Here is a 17,646-nt window from a genome sequence, read left to right as displayed (position 1 = left end):
CGGCCATGCATACCCGCCAGCGGTCAAAGGCACTCCATGAGCGATCTTGAATCTGCAGCCTGCCCCCTTTGCGCCAGCACCACGGCCAAAGCCCTGTATGAGGGCCGTTTTGCGCCTTATGGCCTGATGTCTTGCCAGGCATGTGGGCTAGGCTACCTGTCGCCCCGCCTGACCGAGGCCGCCATGCTGGCGCATTACGCCAACGATCAATACTTCTCTGGTGATCAGCATGGCTACAACAACTACGCCGCCCAGGCTCCCGCGCTCCGGGCGACATTCCGGCGCCTGCTGCAGACACTGGCAAAGCAGGGGCGTACGGGCGGCAGCCTGTTGGAGATCGGCTGTGGTTTTGGCTATCTGCTGCACGAGGCACAGCCCTATTTCACGCGCAGGGTGGGGACGGATTTTTCTGCGGAGGCTGTGCGTACCGCGCAAGCGCATGCCGATGCCGTCTATACCGGTGGTGTAGCGGCGGTTCCCAGCGGGGAGCTGTTCGACTGCATCATCGCCACCCACGTCATCGAGCATACCTATCACCCGCGTGAATTCATCCGGGATTTGCTGCTGCACCTGCGCCCAGGCGGCTCGCTCATTATCGCCGCACCCGATGCCGGCAGTTTCTGGCGCAAGCTGATGGGCTATCGCTGGCCCTCCTTCAAGCTACCGGAGCATGTGCTTTATTTTGACCAGCACACCTTGCACCGGCTGCTGGCGGAATGCGGCCTGGAGACGCTGCAGACGGTTCCCTATCCTCATGCTTTCCCCTTGCCGCTGATTGCCGCCAAGCTTGGGCTTACCCTACCGGCCTCGCTTGGCCGGCACGCTTTGTGGCTACCCAAGACAACGATCGCGATAGCAGGAGTCAAGCCCGGTGTCTGAACTTGCGCGGCAAGCCTGTGACCTGTCCGTTGTCATCCCCCTGTACCGCGAGGGCGTACATCTGGGCGATACGGTGAAGGAGATCAGCCGAGTCTTGGAGGGCCTAGAAACCCGCTATGAGCTGATCCTGGTAGACGACGGTTCACCCGACGATACTTGGCAGGCCATTACCGCGCAGGCGAAGCACAATCCGGCCGTCAAGGGCTTGCGCCTGAGCCGTAACTTCGGCAAGGAGGCTGCGCTTGCCGCCGGCCTTGAGCAGGCCTGTGGCAAGGCGATTGTGGTGATGGACGGCGATTTGCAGCATCCGCCCAGCTTGATTCCCACCATGCTGCAATGCTGGCGCGATGGCGCAGAAGTGGTTGAGGCGGTAAAGCAGCACCGGGGCAAGGAAAGTCTGCAGAGCCGGGTCAGGGCCCAGGTGTTCTATCGCACCTTTGCCCTGCTGGCTGGCTACGACCTGCGCGGTGCGTCGGACTTCAAGCTGATAGACCGGCGTGTGCTCGAAGCATGGCGCCATATGGGCGAGCGCAACCTGTTCTTCAGGGGCATGAGTGCTTGGCTTGGCTTTCGGCGCGTGCAACTGCCATTTGATGTGCCGGAGCGCGCTGGTGGCCAATCCACTTGGTCGGTGTTGAAACTCACCAGGCTAGCCATGACGGCCGTCACCTCGTTCTCTTCCGCGCCCTTGCACCTGATTACCCTGGCAGGCATGGGGTTCATGCTGTTCTCCCTGATACTGGGTATGCAGACCATCTATCTCAAATTGGCGGGCAAGGCCGTCGATGGCTTCACGACCGTGATCCTGCTGCTGCTGATCATAGGCGGTGCTGTCATGCTGGGCCTGGGCATCATAGGCACCTATGTGGCGCGCATCTATGAGGAAGTCAAAGGCCGCCCCCGCTACATTATTGCGGAACAGGTTGAACAATGATCCTGGGGCAGGCCGGTCGCTATCTGGTCGCGGGCGGGTTGGGCACCCTGGCCCACCTGGGCTTGATGACGCTCTGCGTGGAAAGCCTAGGCGTGCGGCCCGTTGCGGGCGCGGTGGTCGGTTTCGCAGCCGCCGTGGGCGTGTCTTATGCGCTCAACCAGTATTGGACATTCCAGTCGAGTCGTTCACCGGTGCAGAGTTTCTGGCGCTTCCTGCTCGTCTCCATCCTGGGCTTGCTGATGAACACCGGCATGATGTTTGGCCTCGTCCACTACCTGGGCTGGTGGTATCTCAAGGCACAGTTAAGCGTCATCCTGATTGTGCCGGCCACCAATTTCCTGCTTAACCGATACTGGTCATTCTCCACCAGGGCCGAATGAACACGCCTATCGAGCCATCACTAGCCACCTCGGGTCGTACTGCACACTGGCAGCTTCGGGATAGTCATGCCTTGCTGCTGTTGCTGATCATCGCCGTGACCCATTTCTACAGCCTACTTTTCGGCGGGTGGCGCGGTGATGACCCAGCAATCTTGTGGCACGCCATGAACTCTAGCGGCCTCAGTGCATTCCACGATCCGGCGGACTGGCAGAAACTGTCGCCCAATAATCTGACCCCCTGGATAACCCTGTCCTTCAAGCTGGATCTCTGGTTGGCTGGGCCAGACCCGCTGTTCTTTTACCAGCACCAATTGCTCTCGCTCTGCCTGGCGGCGACCGCCGCCTATGCCCTGGGCCGATGCTGGCTGCCCCCGGCCTGGTCGCTCGCATTTGCATGCCTGTTCCTTGCCGGAGCGCCCACTACCGCCGTCGTAGAGGCGCTGATGACCCGGCACTACCTGGAAGGTTTGCTGTTTGCCATCCTGGCTGTCATCGCCTTTGTGCTGGCACAGCGCCGCCAGCATAGCGGATGGGTGGCGCTGGGCGCCCTGGCCTACGCGCTCGCCGCGACGGCCAAAGAGATATTTGTGCCGCTCCCCCTGGTCTTGCTGGCTATGCCGCCTTTCGGCCGTATAGCTGAGCGCGCGCGCCTGCTTGCCCCTTACTTCTGCGTCGCCCTCGCCTATGTGATCTGGCGGCAGTACATGCTGGGCGGCGTGACGGGCGGCTACGCTGCTGGTCAGGCCCTGGACCTGCCGGCCCTGCTGACGCAAACCATCCAGACCTTCGCCGGTTTCCCCAGGCTCATACTGGGGCCGTACTGGCCACTACCGACGATCATTCTGGGCGCAGCGCTGACCTTCTACCTATCCAAGCGGCCAGCAGGCCTGCCGCTCGCCCTTATGCTAGGTCTGTGCCTGCTTGGCCCCCTTGTGCCGCTGGTGTTTTTCCCCGGCATACATAGCCCCGATCGCTATCTGTTCCTGGTCTGGTTTGCGGTAAGCCTGGCAAGCATCTTGTCCGTGCGATTCGCGGTCTCGTATCTGCCTGGTGGCAAGGTGGTACAGCGTGGTGGTGCGGCCTTGGTCTTCCTGATGACCATCGTCCCCCTGATCGGCCAGGACCGGGCGGTGTCGGCAGTGCGCCAGACCTACTACCAAGAATATGATGTACAGGGAAAGTTCATGCTTGAGGCCGGCGCCGAGCAGGCATGGATACCCTCGCCCACGCTTACCTCCACCTACTGGTTTGTCACTCAACTCTGCGAAATCAAGCGCAGTACCGGGCTAAGCTGCCCGACCGTGCTGTTCAAGGGTGTCCCGGCGGCGGTGCCGGTGCGGCAGTTATACCGCTATGACCCGCAGCAGAAACAGATGGTGGATATCTCTGCCCGCCTGGAAGCAGAGATTGCGCAAACCATGGCCGTGGACGAAACAAGGCCGCTGACTGCCAGGGTATCGATCGAGAACGGCCACGCTGCTTGGCAGTTTGGCCCCTATGAGGAGGGGCAGTACTTTATTGCATCCGCCAGCTTGGGGCGCTACCCGGTATCCAGAGTCGGCTCGATCAAGACGGCCCTGACGGCCGTCCCCCTGCACCTGCAGTACGAGTCCCCTGAGGGTTGGACCACGCGCTCGCCCTTGCTGTGGGTGAGGCCAGGGCAGCCCATAGACTGGGCAAGGCGCTAAGAGCCTGTTCAAAGGCACGGCGGAGAAATACCGCTACCGCCTCAGCAGGCGTGCTTCCGCATGGCGCTGAAGACCATGTAGCGCTACGATATGCGCCTAGACAGCTGGTCGCTCCTCTGCAAGACGAGCGCCAAGCCCCGACATGCTGCGCAGCGCTGGTGTAACTGGCCTGGAGCCAAACATTCGGCTTGCCGTGGTGATGGCCAGTCACGGCGGCGTAACGAACATCTGTTAAGTTTCAACAAGGATATTGATATGACCAGAATGGTAAATTGCATCAAGCTGGGCCGCGAAGCCGAAGGGCTGGATTTCGCGCCGCTGCCGGGCGAGATGGGCAAGAAGATATTTGATTCGGTCTCCAAGGAAGCCTGGGCTGCCTGGGTCAAGCACCAGACCATGCTGATCAATGAGAACCGCCTCAATCTGGCCGATGCTCGTGCACGCCAGTATCTGTCGCAACAACTACAAAACTATTTCTTCGGCAGTGGTGCAGACGCCGTACAGGGCTACGTGCCGCCCAAGGAATGATTCCGGGTAGCAATGGATATCAATGGCCGCCCAGTGCGGCCATTTTGCTGCATGTCCATCAGCCCGCATTCGCAATATCGCCACCGCGCTATACTGCAACGTTACCTGCCCAACTGGGCTCAAAGCCAGACACACCATGAACCAGGCACTCTTGGAACACAGCACCGAACTCTTTCTCAATCGCGAACTGGGCTTGCTGGAATTCAACCGGCGCGTGCTGGCTCAGGCGGAGGAGGAAAGCAACCCCCTGCTGGAGCGGCTGAAGTTCCTTTGCATCGTGTCGTCCAATCTCGACGAATTCTTTGAAGTGCGGGTGGCCTGGATCAAGGAAAACATCCGTATGCACACGGCAAGGCCGGCACCGGATGGCCTGTCGCCGGAAGCCGCCTTCCATCGCATCGCCATCGATGCCCATGCGCTGGTGGAGCGGCAGTACAAGATACTGCGCGAGGTCGTACTGCCGGAACTCGCGCAGGAAGGTATCGTTTTCCTGCGCCGGACCATGTGGAGCGATGCGCAGCGCCAATGGGTGCGCGAGTATTTCGACCGCGAACTGGCGCCGGTGCTCACCCCTATCGGACTGGACCCGGCCCACCCCTTCCCTCGCCTATTGAACAAGAGCCTCAATTTTGTGGTGGAGCTGGACGGGCGCGATGCTTTTGGTCGCAGCTCAGGCGTGGCCATCGTACAGGCCCCCCGCATCTTTCCCCGCTTTATCAAGCTGCCACCAGATGTATCCGGTGTAGAGCACGGGTTTGTCTTTCTCTCCTCGGTACTTCACGCCCACGTGGATGAACTGTTCCCCGGCATGGAAATGCGCGGCTGTTACCAGTTCCGGGTTACCCGTGATTCCGATCTGAATGTGGATGACGAGGACGTCAAGGACTTGCGCGCCGCCCTCCAGGGCGAGCTGAGCCAGCGCCAGTTTGGTGACGGCGTACGGCTGGAGGTCGCGGACAACTGTCCGCATCATATTTCGGATTTCTTGCTGGAACAGTTTGGCCTGGATAACGAAGACCTGTATCGCGTGGACGGGCCGGTCAATCTGGTGCGTTTCATGCAGGTACCGGATCAGGTAGACCGGCCTGACCTGAAGTTCCAGCCGTTCATGCCCGGCGTACCCAAGGAGCTACGCAAGCAGCCCGACCTTTTTTCCGCTATACGCCACGGCGATGTACTACTACACCACCCGTTCCAGAGCTTCACGCCGGTGATCGATCTGCTGCAGCAGGCTGCCCGCGATCCGCATGTGGTCGCCATCAAGATGACGGTGTACCGCACTTCCAAGGATTCCGCCCTGATGGAGGCCTTGATCGAGGCTGCCGAGGCTGGCAAGGAGGTCACTGCGGTGGTGGAACTGATGGCTCGCTTTGATGAGGAGGCCAATATCAATTGGGCGGCCAAGCTCGAGCGCGTGGGTGCCCATGTGGTCTACGGTGTCTATGGCTACAAGACGCACGCCAAAATGCTGCTGATCGTCCGCCGTGAAGAAGGCCGCCTGCGCCGCTATGCCCACCTGGGTACAGGCAACTATCACCAGCGCACAGCCAAGCTGTATACCGACTTCGGTCTGATGACGGCCAATGAGGAGAAGTGCGCCGACGTCAACGACGTGTTCATTCAGCTGACTGGCATGGGCAACCCCGGCAAGCTCAAACACTTGTGGCAGTCGCCATTCACCATGCATTCGTCGATGATTGATGCGATCAATCGTGAGGCCAACATCGCTCGCGCCGGCCGCCGTGCCGTCATCATCGCCAAGATGAACTCATTGCTGGAACCGGCTCTGATACAGACGCTTTACGATGCCAGCCAAGCCGGCGTCTCCATCCATCTGATTGTGCGTGGGGTATGTACCCTGCGGCCAGGTGTAAAGGGGCTGAGTGAGAACATCAAGGTACGCTCGATAGTCGGGCGCTTTCTTGAGCATACGCGCGTGTTCTTCTTCCATAACGATGGGGCAGAGGATCTTTATCTCGGAAGTGCCGATTGGATGGGGCGTAACTTCTTCCGCCGCATTGAAGTGGCCTTTCCCATCTTCGATCTCAAGACCAAGCGTCGCATCATCCGCGAAGGCTTGCGCCCGTATCTGGTGGATAACAGCCAAGCTTGGGAAATGCAGCCGGATGGGCGCTACCGCAAGAAGACCACCCGCGGCGACCATAAGCGCAATGCTCAAGCCATGCTATTGGCCGAACTGGCCGCCAAGGACCGGGATTGAATATAGGGGTGCTACGGCGCCCCTTTCTATTGGATGTACTGGATGAAAACCAACCTGATACTTTGGCGTCATGCCGAGGCTGAAGCCGGCGATGACGATATGCGCCGGGCACTCACGGAAAAAGGCCATAAGCAGGCCCGCAAGATGGCCGAATGGCTGGACGCCCAGCTACCGGCACACCCCATGATTATCGCCAGCCTGGCCTTGCGTGCCCGCCAGACGGCAGCAGCCCTACACCCCAACCACCAGATAGACAGCCGACTCAACCCCGACAGCAGCGCCGAGGCCTATCTGCAAGCGGCCGGTTGGCCAGCGGCAGGCGGCACCACCGTGCTGGTGGGGCACCAGCCCACACTGGGCCGGGTTGCCGCCCGTTTGCTGAGCGGCATAGAGGCCGACTGGCACGCCCGCAAGGGGGCCATCTGGTGGCTGCAGTACCGTCTACGGGATGGTCAGCCACAAACCCTGCTCAAGACCATGCTGACACCGGAGCAGTTGTAGCGCCCTCCCGCGCTCAGAAGACCTGGCAACGGGCTGCTGTCCCCAGATACTGCCATTGCTGATTACTGGTGGACGTTGTCGGTAAGGGGCTGCTGTAGCGGCCGGCCAGCAGTGCACGGTAGTAGCGCCCGGATTGCTGGAATACCTCACCGTAACGGGCACCGCCGCCAGCGACCCAGCTGCTGCAACGTGGGTAATTCAGTTGCACCACCGTATCGACCAGGCCATTGCCGGGAAAATCCGCCCATAGCAAGCCCACATAGCGCGGCCGCACGCGATGGATGTATTGCAAGGTCAGGTCGTTGGTGCCTTCAAACGCAATGCTGCATATGCCCCAGAAGCACCCCACCCGTGGGAAATCCGGATAGCTGTGACGCCAGCCCGGTGTGGTCAAGCCAGTCAGCAGCCTGGGAGCCCCCGTCTGTGGGCTGGAGTGGCCGCTGGCCACAAAGTAGGGAAAGACACCGGTAGAAGCAGAAAGCCCGTTGGCGTGGAAGGCCTGTCCATGTTCGGCGTTGGCTTTGACCAGGTGGTTGCGTACCTTTTCCCACTTGCTATAGAGCTCCCAGTTGTTGTTGAGCAGCCAATGTCCTTGTGAGCGAAATCCAGCACCATCCAATCCATAGCGTCGCTGCGCGGCAAAATTTTGCACGATCACCAATTTACCTCGGGTCTCCGCCAGGGTGGGATTCTGGCTGCTGGGCTCCCAGATCAGGCTGCCATAGCGCGCCTTGTAGTCTGCAAAGGTGGCCTCGAAGCTACGACCATTGCCCTCGGGCGTGTGCTCCTCCTGCACGTTCACCATCAGCGTCTCGCTGGGGTTACGGCGCAGGAAATCGGCCATGGTATTGAGTACGTCTCCAAACATGGTCTTTTGAAACACCACGCCGTGATGGATAGCGAAGACGTTATTGATATGTCGACAGCGCACATCGAATGCACGCACGCCGGCACGCAACTGATTGGCCAGGCTCATGCTCTGGGTCTGGACGATGTCGCCGCCGTAAAATGACAGGCTGTCATGGGTTCCCACCAGCGAGAGGTTGCGTAGCGGCGTATTGCCATCCAGCACCGCCATCCAGTTGCTATGGTCTATGTCGGCACGGTCGTCATGCAGATAAGCGCCAGAGGAGTGCGCTGCGGCGGGCAAAGCCAATGCGATCAGCAAGGTGGTGGCAAGCAGGCGAGCCATGATGATTTCCAGTGTGGGCGAGAAGAGAAACTAAATCTAGACCCAATAAAAAACATTGTTACCAGGAAATTCATCGAAACCGCTTAACCTTTGATTAAGTAAAACTGAAGTCGTCTCTTACCCACTGTGGACCATGGGTCAGTCAGCCTCTGTTTGACCCAAGCCTGAGCACACTGCCAGATCACCACCCCGCAAGACAACGGACACCTGGCAGCGACCGGCTCGGCTCAAACAACCCAGCGTTGCGGCGCTGCTTAGGTGCGCCGGGAAAGCCCGCGAGCTTCCGGCACCTAGGTACCGTAAGCCCGCACAACCGCGCCAACAGGTTGTTACTGGCGGCGCTTAGTGTGCGGCCTCCCAGTTCAGGCCCACGCCCACCTCGGCAAGCAAAGGTACTTTCAGGTCTGCCACACCAGCCATCAGCGCCGGCAGCTGTACCCGAACCTGCTCCAGTTCGCTATCCGGCACCTCCAGCACCAGTTCATCATGGACCTGCATGATGAGCTTGCTGGCCATGCCCGTGCGTTCCAGCCAATCCTGTACCGCTATCATGGCCAGCTTGATCAAGTCGGCAGCCGTACCTTGCATAGGCGCATTGATCGCCGCGCGCTCAGCACCCTGCCGCCGGCCCTGGTTGCTGGAGCGTATCTCGGGCAACCAAAGGCGACGGCCAAACCAGGTCTCCACATAGCCTTGCTCACGCGCTGTTTCACGGGTGGTCTGCATGTAATTGGCCACCCCGGGATACCGCGCAAAGTAACGATCAATATAGTTTTGCGCCGCACTACGCTCGATATCGAGCTGGGCAGCCAAGCCAAACGCGCTCATGCCATAGATCAGACCAAAGTTGATAGCCTTGGCATAACGACGCTGATCGCTGCTGACTTCATCCGGCGGCGTGCCAAACACCTCGGCGGCAGTTGCGCGGTGGATATCTATCCCCGCGTCAAAAGCCTTTAGCATGCCTTCATCGCCGCTGAGATGCGCCATGATGCGCAACTCGATCTGCGAATAGTCGGCACTGACAATGACATGACCTGGCGGGGCGATAAAGGCCTCGCGTATGCGGCGGCCTTCTTGCGTACGCACCGGTATGTTCTGCAGATTGGGATCGTTGCTGGCCAGCCGGCCGGTAACAGCCGTTGCCTGGCCGTAGTTGGTATGCACCCGACCTGTGCGCGGATTGACCATCAGTGGCAGTTTGTCGGTATAGGTGGACTTGAGCTTGGCCAGACTGCGGTGGGCGATCAGCTTGGCAGGTAGCGGGTAGTCGCGCGCCAACTCGGTCAGCACATCCTCATCGGTCGAAGGCGCGCCTTTAGGCGTTTTCTTGATGACAGGCAGCTTGAGCTTATCGAACAGTATCTCGCCTATCTGTTTGGGCGAACCCAGGTTGAAGGGCTGCCCAGCCAGTTCATAGGCCTCCTGCTCAAGCTTGAGCATGGTCTGCCCCAGTTCATGGCTTTGGCGATTGAGTTGCTGGCTGTCCAGCAGCACGCCATGGCGCTCCATCTTGAACAGCACTTCCCGGCTGGGTAATTCTATCTGCCTATAGACATAATCCAGCCGCGGCTCCTGGGCCAGCTGTGGCGCAAAGGCACGATGCAGCCGCAGCGTGATATCCGCATCCTCGGCGGCGTAGCGTGTGGCGACATCCACGGCCACTTCACCGAAACCGATCTGCTTGACCCCTTTGCCAGCGACCTCCTCATAGCTGATGGCTTTGAGCCCCAGATGCTTGGCCGCCAGTTCATCCATGCCATGACGTTCGGTGCTATCGAGCACATAGCTCTGCAGCAGCGTGTCTTCCGTTACCCCTGCCAAGTGTATGCCGTGGTTGGCAAACACATGCTGGTCATACTTGAGGTTCTGCCCCAGCTTGGGCCTGGCCGCATCTTCCAACCAAGGCTTGAGGCGCGCCAGGGTAGGCTCCAGCGGCAGTTGATCGGGGGCATCAGCATAGCGGTGGGCAAGCGGTAGATACGCAGCCTCGCCCTCTGCCACAGCAAAGCTGATACCCACAATGTGGGCCTGCAAGGGCTCCAGGCTGTCTGTTTCGGTATCCAGCGCCACCAGGCCTGCCCCCGCCAGCTTGATCAGCCAAGCATCGAGCTGTGACTCAGTCAGAATGGTTTCATAGTCACGTGGCAGCTCGGTGAGTTCACCCACATCACTCGGTGCAAAGCTGCGCAAACTGCTGCTATTGCCCTCGGCAGCAATCTTGTCGCCTACGGCTGCATCCCCCTTCATCTCAGCCAACCAGCTTTTGAAGCCATAGGCTTCAAACAGATCAAGGAGCGTGGGCTTGTCGGCATCGCGCGGGCTGAGGCTGGCCATACCCTGAGGCATCTCCTGGCTCAGATCGACATCGCATTTGATGGTGACGAGCTGCCTGCCCATGGGCAACCATGCCAGGGTATCCCGCAGGTTCTGCCCCACCACCCCGCCTATCTTGTCCGAGTTGACCATGATGGCATCGAGGGAGCCATATTCGGATAGCCATTTGACAGCCGTCTTGGGGCCACATTTGGGTACACCCGGAACGTTGTCCACGGTATCGCCGATCAAGGCCAGATAGTCCACGATGCGATCGGGCGCCACACCGAATTTAGCCACGACACCGGCTTCATCCAGTGTTTCCTCGCTCATGGTATTAACCAGGCGCACATTGGGACTGACCAGTTGCGCCATGTCCTTGTCACCCGTGGAAACCACGACGGCCATGCCCGCTGCGTCAGCCTGGCGACAGAGTGTGCCGATTACGTCATCCGCCTCCACCCCATCCACCATCAGTATGGGCAAACCCATGGCAGCAATGGCAGCATGTATGGGTTCTATCTGTGCCCGCAGATCATCGGGCATGGAAGGACGCTGTGCTTTGTACTCGGGATAGAGGTCGTCGCGGAAGGTCTTGCCCTTGGCGTCGAAGACGCAGCCGATATAATCGGCTGGAACCTCCTTGACCAACTTCTTCAGCATGGCAATGATGCCGCGTAAGGCGCCCGTTGGCGCACCTGTTGGCCCACGCAGATCTGGCATGGCGTGAAACGCTCTATACAGATAGGAAGAACCGTCGATCAGCAGGAGCGTCTTATTGGAATCTGTTGCCATTTGGGCCCTATCCACCACGAGCGTCTAGCGCTCTGTCAAATAAAGAGAAAAAGAGAAAACCATGAGTGCCCACAGCAAGCTGCCGAGTGACAACGACCCGGCCACCATCGCGGCCAGTCAAGCCTACCGTTCAAAGGAGGCCTGGCGGGTTTTCGAGATTATGTCCGAATTCGTGGAAGCTACCGAGCGACTGCAAGCGATACAACCCGCCGTCAGTCTGTTCGGTTCGGCCAGGACACCGCGCGACCACCCCTATTACAAGCAAACCGAGGAAATTGCCCGACTCTTGAGCGACGCGGGATTCAGCGTGATTTCGGGCGGCGGACCGGGCATCATGGAGGCTGCCAACAAGGGTGCCTTCCATGGCAAGTCACCCTCGGTGGGGCTGAATATCCAGCTGCCCCACGAGCAGCATGGCAATCCCTACCAGGATGTCAGCCAGACCTTCCGTCACTTTTTTGCCCGCAAGGTCATGTTCGTCAAAAACGCTACGGCCTATGTGGTGATGCCCGGTGGCTTCGGAACGCTGGATGAACTGACTGAGGCACTGACACTGATACAGACCGGCAAGAGCCGCAAGATACCCATTATCCTGGTAGGTAGCAGTTTCTGGAGTGGTCTGCTGGAATGGATGAAGACAACGCTGGCCGGCGAGCGGATGATCAATCCGGACGACATGAATCTGATGCAGGTCATTGATGAACCCCAAGCGGTCGTCGACGCCATATTTGCCTTCTACGAAACCCGGGGCTTTGCCCCCAGCCCTGCTGAGCGTGAAATGCAACTCAGCCTATGATGGCCAAGACCAGGAGAAACCCGATCATGCGTACCCTGCTGTCGCTCATCGCCGTGATGATTGCGCAGCCCTTGCTGGCTGCCGACCCCAAACCTGCCGACCTACCGCCACCGCCACCGCTTCCCGCCGCCACGGCGGATGAAGCCACGGTGCAGCCGGAAGTCACCATCATCCAGAAGGAAGACGCCACCTACAGCGAGTACCGCCTGCGGGGCAAGCTCTACATGATCAGGGTGCAGCCCAAGGTCGGACCAGAGTATTACCTGCATGATGACGATGGCACTGGTCAAATGGTAAGGCGTGACGGCCAAGGCGTATTGCGCCCGCCCATGTGGGTCATCAAGCGCTTCTGACCACAGGGGAGTGCAGCAACTGGGCTGCACTCCCATTTCTCTACTCTGCCGATGCAGCCATATTGGCTGAATCGGGTTTTATGCGACCTTGCCCATGTCCGTCTTTACTACTGTCACCCCTCAAGAACTTGGAGCCTGGCTGAAAAATTATGCGCTGGGCGAACTGGTCGAACTCAAGGGCATCGCCGCAGGTATTACCAATACCAACTATGCTGTCACCACCACGCAGGGCAAGTATGTCCTGACGCTGTTCGAGGCCCTGCAGGCACACGAGTTGCCCTTCTACGTCAACCTGATGGCCCACCTAGCCCATCATGGCATTGCCTGCGCAGCCCCCATTGCCAATCAGCGCGACGAGTACATCGACACGCTTGCCGGACGCCCGACCGTGATAGTGGGCTGGCTTCAAGGCGAGCCAGTCACCACCCCCACGACCGCCCAATGTCGTGCATTGGGCACCATGCTGGCGCAAATGCATAGGGCAGGAGAAACCTATCCTGGCCGTATGGCCAACCCCCGTGGCCCGGCATGGTGGACAGCCACTGCCGCAGATCTATACGGTTACCTGGATGAGGCCGAAGCCACCCAGTTGCGCAACGAACTGGCCCTACAGGCACGCTACCGCTTTAGTCACCTGCCCAGCGGTGTCGTGCATTGCGACCTGTTCCGCGATAACGTCCTCATGCATGGCGAACAAATAGGCGGCTTTATCGACTTCTACTATGCCTGCAACGATATCCTGATCTACGATCTGGCCATCACCCTGAACGACTGGTGTGCACAGGAAGGGGGCGAAATCGACGCTGCGAGAGCCGAAGCATTGTGCGCAGGATACCAATCCGTGCGTCCCTTCAGCCAAAGCGAACGCGATGCCTGGCCTGTGATGCTAAGGGCGGCTGCACTGCGCTTCTGGGTCTCCCGCTTGTGGGACTGGCATAAGCCACAAGCTGGCGAACTGACTTTCCGAAAAGACCCCAACGTATTCCAGCGTATCTTGCGCCACCATGCCACTCGGGGTGATACACCACGCTGGCTATAGCGTTGCCACTACCCACCGTAGTATGCCAAAAAGCCTCGTACCATCAGGTTTGGCGGGCGGTTTCAACGCGCCAGTGCAACTGACAAAGCAAGGGTTGAAAGTAGGGTGAGATGAAGGGACTTCACCGACTTTCGATCGCCAAGTCAGAGAGCCGATGCCATCGTACCAACGCCTCACCGAGAAGAACGATACAGATCGAAGCCTACGTCCGATGTGGCCAGACACTCGCCGAGATTGTCCTACAACTCAAGCGCCCGCCGTCTACCATCAGTCACGAGCTGGCGCGCAATGGCTGCCGAAGTGGCTACCGTAGCGAGCTTGCTGATGCGCAAGCCCGGGTGGACGTCGCATTTATGCTGTTTGGAACTACTACTCAGCCAACTCACATAGAAGTTGGTTCATATACGGATTGATGCTGTCTTCTGTATAAGTAACTGGAAAGAAGTGATGTTCTCTGCAAAGTAATTCCTTCAGCGAATTTAATTGCTCTTTCTTGACAAAATACTGTCCATCCAAGTCTTCCTCATCCAACTCAGATGGCACCAATCCATACGAGAACTTCTTGAAATAGGAGACCGTATGCATTTTATCTGTCACGGTAGCAACTGACCCCAAGAGAAACCGAAGGGCATCTACTTGGATATATCTACTCAAGAACTCGATGCCTGCAAACATGGCAAACTGATCATTCGTTCTTGATGTATCTGGTCGTGAATTTTGACGAAGCAGTATCCGAACCCATATGTCTGGCGACAAGCCCCCACAAAATCGAAGTGGGTAGAATTAAGTCAAGGACATATCGATGAGGAAAGCTCCTCATTTGATAGTCCAAAAACAATTCAAAGTCGAAATTCGCAATTTGTGGGACATACTTGTTGAAGTATGTAATACCAACTTCGTTCAATTCGCTATACTCGCTATACTCGCTATGCAGCCTGTGCGAAAGTGCACTTAAATCTTAAATTCTGTTCATTTCAGTTGCCAGTTGATGGTTAGCGTGCTGTTTGTAACGAAACAGTCCGAATCCAGAGTTAAATCATAGAGCTTCAAGTATGCTCCATTGGTTTTCAAGCCCAAGTCATTGAGCAATTCAGGTACACGCAAGCCTTCCGCAACAGTTGGTCTAAAGTGGCCGGAAAGATTGTCAATCAGGTGAATATCGCCTTTACCAGACAGCATCATCTGACCAGCAGCACGGACATTGGCATTGTTGGCTAAGCTCGTATGCTTCTGACCAAGCACTAGCTGCCCGTCGGACGTAATCACAAAGTCAACATCCTTAGGCAGATTGGGACGACCAATAGCAATACGCCCATCAACGCTTCAAGCAATCCCGAATATTTTGCCATTTGGATCCAAAGCCTCGGCCGGGAATTTGTTCGACACTAGTGATGTGTTTGGAACATTACTTTGGTAATTTCTCCCTATCTTCTGGATGAAGCTCAACATAACGACTACATGCACCCTGCAAAAATGTCTTGCATTTTTCGTTAGTGACTACAACTTGGTCATTCATTATTCCAAATTTTACTCCATCAAAATACAATTCCGGATCAGGACCTTCTGGATCGGCAAAAAGACAATAGTCTTCATTGATAACGCACGAACGCCCTGCCGCTATTGAATTAACGGCTGAGACAAATTCTCCTTGGAAGTATGCTGAGTTAAAAAACTCCTTAATAATCCACTCGGGATCGTTTTCTACATTTTGCAATTTAAACAGTTCGACACTCATCATTTATCACCTCGGGTGGAAGTTTGTAATCAAACCGGTTTGTTCATTCCGGTAAACTCGGAATGAGATACCACCGGCTTCTGCAGTGTATGCCCTTATTCCATTCGCTACGGAATTTGCATAGCCAGAAGATGCCGCCTGCTGCCCAAGCTCAAGAATGGCTTGATCAGAAATAACCCTAGGGTCATACACAGTTTTGGTGAAGTCTGCGCCCTTGTAAACAATGCCACCATTTGCATCAAGCATAACGTTGCCCACTTTATCGGCGACCGGAATCTCATATTTAATTATATAGATGCCTTTCACACCACCGGGCGCTTGACTAATAATATTGACATTATTCTTCGTTGCAGCATCCATAAATGCGTCCAAGTTGTGCGCACCACCAATGCCTTTACTCTGCGTAAAACCATCCAATCTTGTAATATGCGTTGCGATGTCTGGTTCAAATGCAATCCCATACGCATACCTAAACACTTTGCTTGGAACGTTATACTGCCCAAGTCTCGGGACTCCGGTCGCAACCTGTCTGCGCAGCATGGACAAACTATTGCCAAAAGCTGGCGCAACACCTGCGGTAACAACCTTCGGCAATGATGCCATGTCCTTCGTCGTACTTCCACCTACCAGTACGCCCGGACCGGTTGCCATGTGGAGAATCTCTTCCCCCCCAGTTGCCTGCACAGCGTCCTTAAACTTAGCTTGGTCAGCTTTCCAACCGATGTTACCGTACCAGCCACGCATCTCTTTCGTCGCCGCAATCTGGTCAGTGAGCTGAACCACCAATTGCGCTTGCTGATTCTGGCTCAGGCTGCACATTTGCTTGCGCAAGTCCTTGAGGGCGTTGTCACGCCCCGCGAATCCATCTTGGGTCATGCTGGCATTGGTCAACTCAGCCGCAACCATAAAGCTCTCAGCCACCATATCTATCTGCTGTTGCTCAGCAGCTGAAATTGGCGTAATCGAGACATTCCCATCCCAGGGCTCAGTACTGGTAGCTGACGAGTACCCACCCCAAGCCGCAGCACGCTGCATGCTATCCACCAGCGACTGCATGGCAACATAACGCGCACTGGGGTGCGCTGAGGACAGACCCGCAAGGTCGATCATGACACTGCGTGGTACTTGTCTGTTCGGATAGGCCTCCCTATTCGCATTACGCTGGATTCTCGCCTCGCGACGATCAATCCAGTGCGTAGCCAATGCATTCTTGGCATGTCCATCGAGGGAAGTGATGGGGGAAGCAGCCTGCGAGAGATTGTAGTGTTCTGGGCTGCTAGCAGCTCTCGGGGGCGACTCAGTGCGGGCGGCGGCCGATTTCTGCAGGCCATGCTGGGTCTCCCGATTAAGCCCGGTTTTCTGAGCTAGGCCATTCCCCCCCTCCGCGCCGAATCTGGAGCCCTTTGATGGCAATATGCTATTCGCCGAAACAGCAACGCCACCCTGCGGTGGCGTTTTGCGTGATTCGTTAACAGATCTTTTATCTGTTGGCTTCGCTCTTTGACGAGATTCCGCAAGGATTCGATCTCTGACTACGTCAACCGACTTGTAGTTCCTGAGGTAACGCGCTTCACTGGCAGTAAGGCTTTGGTAGTCGTAACCTGTTGCTTGTCGGAAGGCATCTTCCATGTCTCCATATTTCTCGCGAACTTGGCGCAGCAAACTTGGTGCTGGTGCCAAAGGAGCGCTGAATTGTTTGCCGGTCAGGGCAACAATCGCTGCAATGTGCCCTCCGCCCTGCTGGATATGTCGCGCCAGTGCGGCCAACATGTCGCCTTGCGGCAAGGCATCATCAATCAGTACATATTGCCTGCCAGGCTGCACGGGCCCAGCAAACCTGGGTCGATTCAATATCCTGCTCAGGCTACCCGTCGCATGCCTCACTTTGATAAAGTCGAACAGGTTGCTGACGCCAGTCGCCATCCCATAGTCGCCCAAACGGTCACGCGGAACCGCGCCCGTCCCCAACTCCCCCACCAGCCCCAGCAAGGCACGCTGTGGGTTGTCACGGGTCGACTCCCCCGTTTCAGATGCCGCCCAAGCCAGGATGGGCCTATCCCAGCGTCGCCCCTGCCACCAATCCGGATACATGCCCGTCAAGTGGAAGGCCAGCTCAGCGCCACAGCAAAACGTCTTGCCATTCTGGTTGCCCGCGCGTAGCAAGCGCTCACGAAAAACAGCAATGGCAGCATGAAATTGCTGCTGCTTCCGATACGGCCGGTACACCAGCAGACGGTTCTCGCGCAACCGTCGCCCCCTTTCGTCCAGCAAGCGCAGCAACTGGCGCCG

The 17,646-nt window shown here is 57.5% G+C and carries 16 protein-coding genes; 10 read left to right on the top strand and 6 right to left on the bottom strand.

Going from position 1 to position 17,646, the window contains the following annotated elements; genetic code table 11:
- Positions 1-36 precede the first annotated feature (36 nt).
- From QWZ03_RS03790 to QWZ03_RS03760, 7 genes are all read left to right on the top strand, one after another.
- Positions 37-879, top strand: a complete 843-nt coding sequence (locus QWZ03_RS03790) for a class I SAM-dependent methyltransferase (RefSeq protein WP_290331536.1) — start codon at positions 37-39, stop codon at positions 877-879.
- Positions 872-1,813: a glycosyltransferase family 2 protein gene (locus tag QWZ03_RS03785; protein ID WP_290331534.1), complete on the top strand. Its 942-nt coding sequence runs from the start codon at positions 872-874 to the stop codon at positions 1,811-1,813. Before QWZ03_RS03790 ends, QWZ03_RS03785 begins: the two co-directional genes overlap by 8 nt.
- Positions 1,810-2,193, top strand: coding sequence for a GtrA family protein (locus QWZ03_RS03780; protein ID WP_290331533.1), 384 nt, complete (start codon positions 1,810-1,812; stop codon positions 2,191-2,193). The genes QWZ03_RS03785 and QWZ03_RS03780 overlap by 4 nt, the downstream gene beginning before the upstream one ends.
- Positions 2,190-3,881 carry a hypothetical protein gene (locus QWZ03_RS03775; protein WP_290331532.1) on the top strand — a complete coding sequence of 564 codons (1,692 nt, stop codon included), beginning with the start codon at positions 2,190-2,192 and terminating at the stop codon, positions 3,879-3,881. The genes QWZ03_RS03780 and QWZ03_RS03775 overlap by 4 nt, the downstream gene beginning before the upstream one ends.
- Positions 3,882-4,136: 255 nt before the next feature.
- Positions 4,137-4,409: an oxidative damage protection protein gene (locus tag QWZ03_RS03770; RefSeq protein WP_284197113.1), complete on the top strand. Its 273-nt coding sequence runs from the start codon at positions 4,137-4,139 to the stop codon at positions 4,407-4,409.
- Between the two features lie 136 nt (positions 4,410-4,545).
- Positions 4,546-6,630: a polyphosphate kinase 1 gene (gene ppk1, locus QWZ03_RS03765; protein ID WP_290331531.1), complete on the top strand. Its 2,085-nt coding sequence runs from the start codon at positions 4,546-4,548 to the stop codon at positions 6,628-6,630.
- A 42-nt stretch (positions 6,631-6,672) separates the two neighbouring features.
- Positions 6,673-7,131 (top strand): SixA phosphatase family protein, encoded by a 459-nt coding sequence (locus QWZ03_RS03760; protein ID WP_290331530.1) that lies wholly within the window; start codon positions 6,673-6,675, stop codon positions 7,129-7,131.
- Between the two features lie 13 nt (positions 7,132-7,144).
- On the opposite strand, the gene QWZ03_RS03755 is transcribed toward QWZ03_RS03760, so the two are convergent.
- Positions 7,145-8,323 (bottom strand): phosphatidylinositol-specific phospholipase C, encoded by a 1,179-nt coding sequence (locus QWZ03_RS03755; RefSeq protein WP_290331529.1) that lies wholly within the window; start codon positions 8,321-8,323, stop codon positions 7,145-7,147.
- Between the two features lie 342 nt (positions 8,324-8,665).
- The gene (gene polA / locus QWZ03_RS03750; protein ID WP_290331528.1) at positions 8,666-11,434 is read right to left on the bottom strand and encodes a DNA polymerase I; all 2,769 of its coding nucleotides are present in this window, start codon (positions 11,432-11,434) and stop codon (positions 8,666-8,668) included.
- Positions 11,435-11,495: 61 nt separating this feature from the next.
- Between polA and QWZ03_RS03745 the strand changes: the two genes are divergently transcribed.
- The 3 genes from QWZ03_RS03745 (at position 11,496) to QWZ03_RS03735 (ending at position 13,622) form a co-directional block, all read left to right on the top strand.
- On the top strand, positions 11,496-12,230 hold the full coding sequence (locus QWZ03_RS03745; RefSeq protein ID WP_284197108.1) for an LOG family protein: 735 nt from the start codon (positions 11,496-11,498) through the stop codon (positions 12,228-12,230).
- A gap of 26 nt (positions 12,231-12,256) precedes the next feature.
- A complete protein-coding gene (locus QWZ03_RS03740; RefSeq protein ID WP_284197107.1) occupies positions 12,257-12,583 on the top strand; it encodes a DUF2782 domain-containing protein in 327 nt (108 codons plus the stop codon).
- A gap of 94 nt (positions 12,584-12,677) precedes the next feature.
- Positions 12,678-13,622 carry a homoserine kinase gene (locus QWZ03_RS03735; RefSeq protein WP_290331526.1) on the top strand — a complete coding sequence of 315 codons (945 nt, stop codon included), beginning with the start codon at positions 12,678-12,680 and terminating at the stop codon, positions 13,620-13,622.
- A gap of 369 nt (positions 13,623-13,991) precedes the next feature.
- On the opposite strand, the gene QWZ03_RS03730 is transcribed toward QWZ03_RS03735, so the two are convergent.
- From QWZ03_RS03730 to QWZ03_RS03715, 4 genes are all read right to left on the bottom strand, one after another.
- Positions 13,992-14,297, bottom strand: coding sequence for a hypothetical protein (locus QWZ03_RS03730; protein ID WP_290331525.1), 306 nt, complete (start codon positions 14,295-14,297; stop codon positions 13,992-13,994).
- Positions 14,298-14,591: 294 nt separating this feature from the next.
- Positions 14,592-14,888 carry a hypothetical protein gene (locus tag QWZ03_RS03725; RefSeq protein ID WP_290331524.1) on the bottom strand — a complete coding sequence of 99 codons (297 nt, stop codon included), beginning with the start codon at positions 14,886-14,888 and terminating at the stop codon, positions 14,592-14,594.
- A gap of 139 nt (positions 14,889-15,027) precedes the next feature.
- A complete protein-coding gene (cdiI, locus tag QWZ03_RS03720) occupies positions 15,028-15,357 on the bottom strand; it encodes a ribonuclease toxin immunity protein CdiI (RefSeq protein WP_290331523.1) in 330 nt (109 codons plus the stop codon).
- A 6-nt stretch (positions 15,358-15,363) separates the two neighbouring features.
- Entirely contained in the window at positions 15,364-17,604 is a 2,241-nt protein-coding gene (locus tag QWZ03_RS03715) for a CdiA family toxin C-terminal domain-containing protein (protein ID WP_290331521.1), read from the bottom strand.
- Positions 17,605-17,646 lie beyond the last annotated feature (42 nt).

Origin of the sequence: Chitinimonas viridis (assembly GCF_030409555.1) — a bacterium.
GTDB lineage: Bacteria > Pseudomonadota > Gammaproteobacteria > Burkholderiales > Chitinimonadaceae > Chitinimonas > Chitinimonas viridis.
Note: the sequence above shows the minus strand (reverse complement) of the source record. Positions and strands in the feature narration are given on the sequence as shown.

Coding starts and splice junctions, on each gene's coding strand:
- ppk1 (WP_290331531.1), top strand. CDS start 4,546: ATGAACCAGGCACTCTTGGAACACAGCACCGAACTCTTTCTCAATCGC.
- QWZ03_RS03730 (WP_290331525.1), bottom strand. CDS start 14,297: ATGTTTGCAGGCATCGAGTTCTTGAGTAGATATATCCAAGTAGATGCC.
- QWZ03_RS03780 (WP_290331533.1), top strand. CDS start 1,810: ATGATCCTGGGGCAGGCCGGTCGCTATCTGGTCGCGGGCGGGTTGGGC.
- QWZ03_RS03735 (WP_290331526.1), top strand. CDS start 12,678: ATGTCCGTCTTTACTACTGTCACCCCTCAAGAACTTGGAGCCTGGCTG.
- QWZ03_RS03745 (WP_284197108.1), top strand. CDS start 11,496: ATGAGTGCCCACAGCAAGCTGCCGAGTGACAACGACCCGGCCACCATC.
- QWZ03_RS03740 (WP_284197107.1), top strand. CDS start 12,257: ATGCGTACCCTGCTGTCGCTCATCGCCGTGATGATTGCGCAGCCCTTG.
- QWZ03_RS03775 (WP_290331532.1), top strand. CDS start 2,190: ATGAACACGCCTATCGAGCCATCACTAGCCACCTCGGGTCGTACTGCA.
- QWZ03_RS03790 (WP_290331536.1), top strand. CDS start 37: ATGAGCGATCTTGAATCTGCAGCCTGCCCCCTTTGCGCCAGCACCACG.
- QWZ03_RS03770 (WP_284197113.1), top strand. CDS start 4,137: ATGACCAGAATGGTAAATTGCATCAAGCTGGGCCGCGAAGCCGAAGGG.
- QWZ03_RS03755 (WP_290331529.1), bottom strand. CDS start 8,323: ATGGCTCGCCTGCTTGCCACCACCTTGCTGATCGCATTGGCTTTGCCC.
- cdiI (WP_290331523.1), bottom strand. CDS start 15,357: ATGAGTGTCGAACTGTTTAAATTGCAAAATGTAGAAAACGATCCCGAG.
- polA (WP_290331528.1), bottom strand. CDS start 11,434: ATGGCAACAGATTCCAATAAGACGCTCCTGCTGATCGACGGTTCTTCC.
- QWZ03_RS03760 (WP_290331530.1), top strand. CDS start 6,673: ATGAAAACCAACCTGATACTTTGGCGTCATGCCGAGGCTGAAGCCGGC.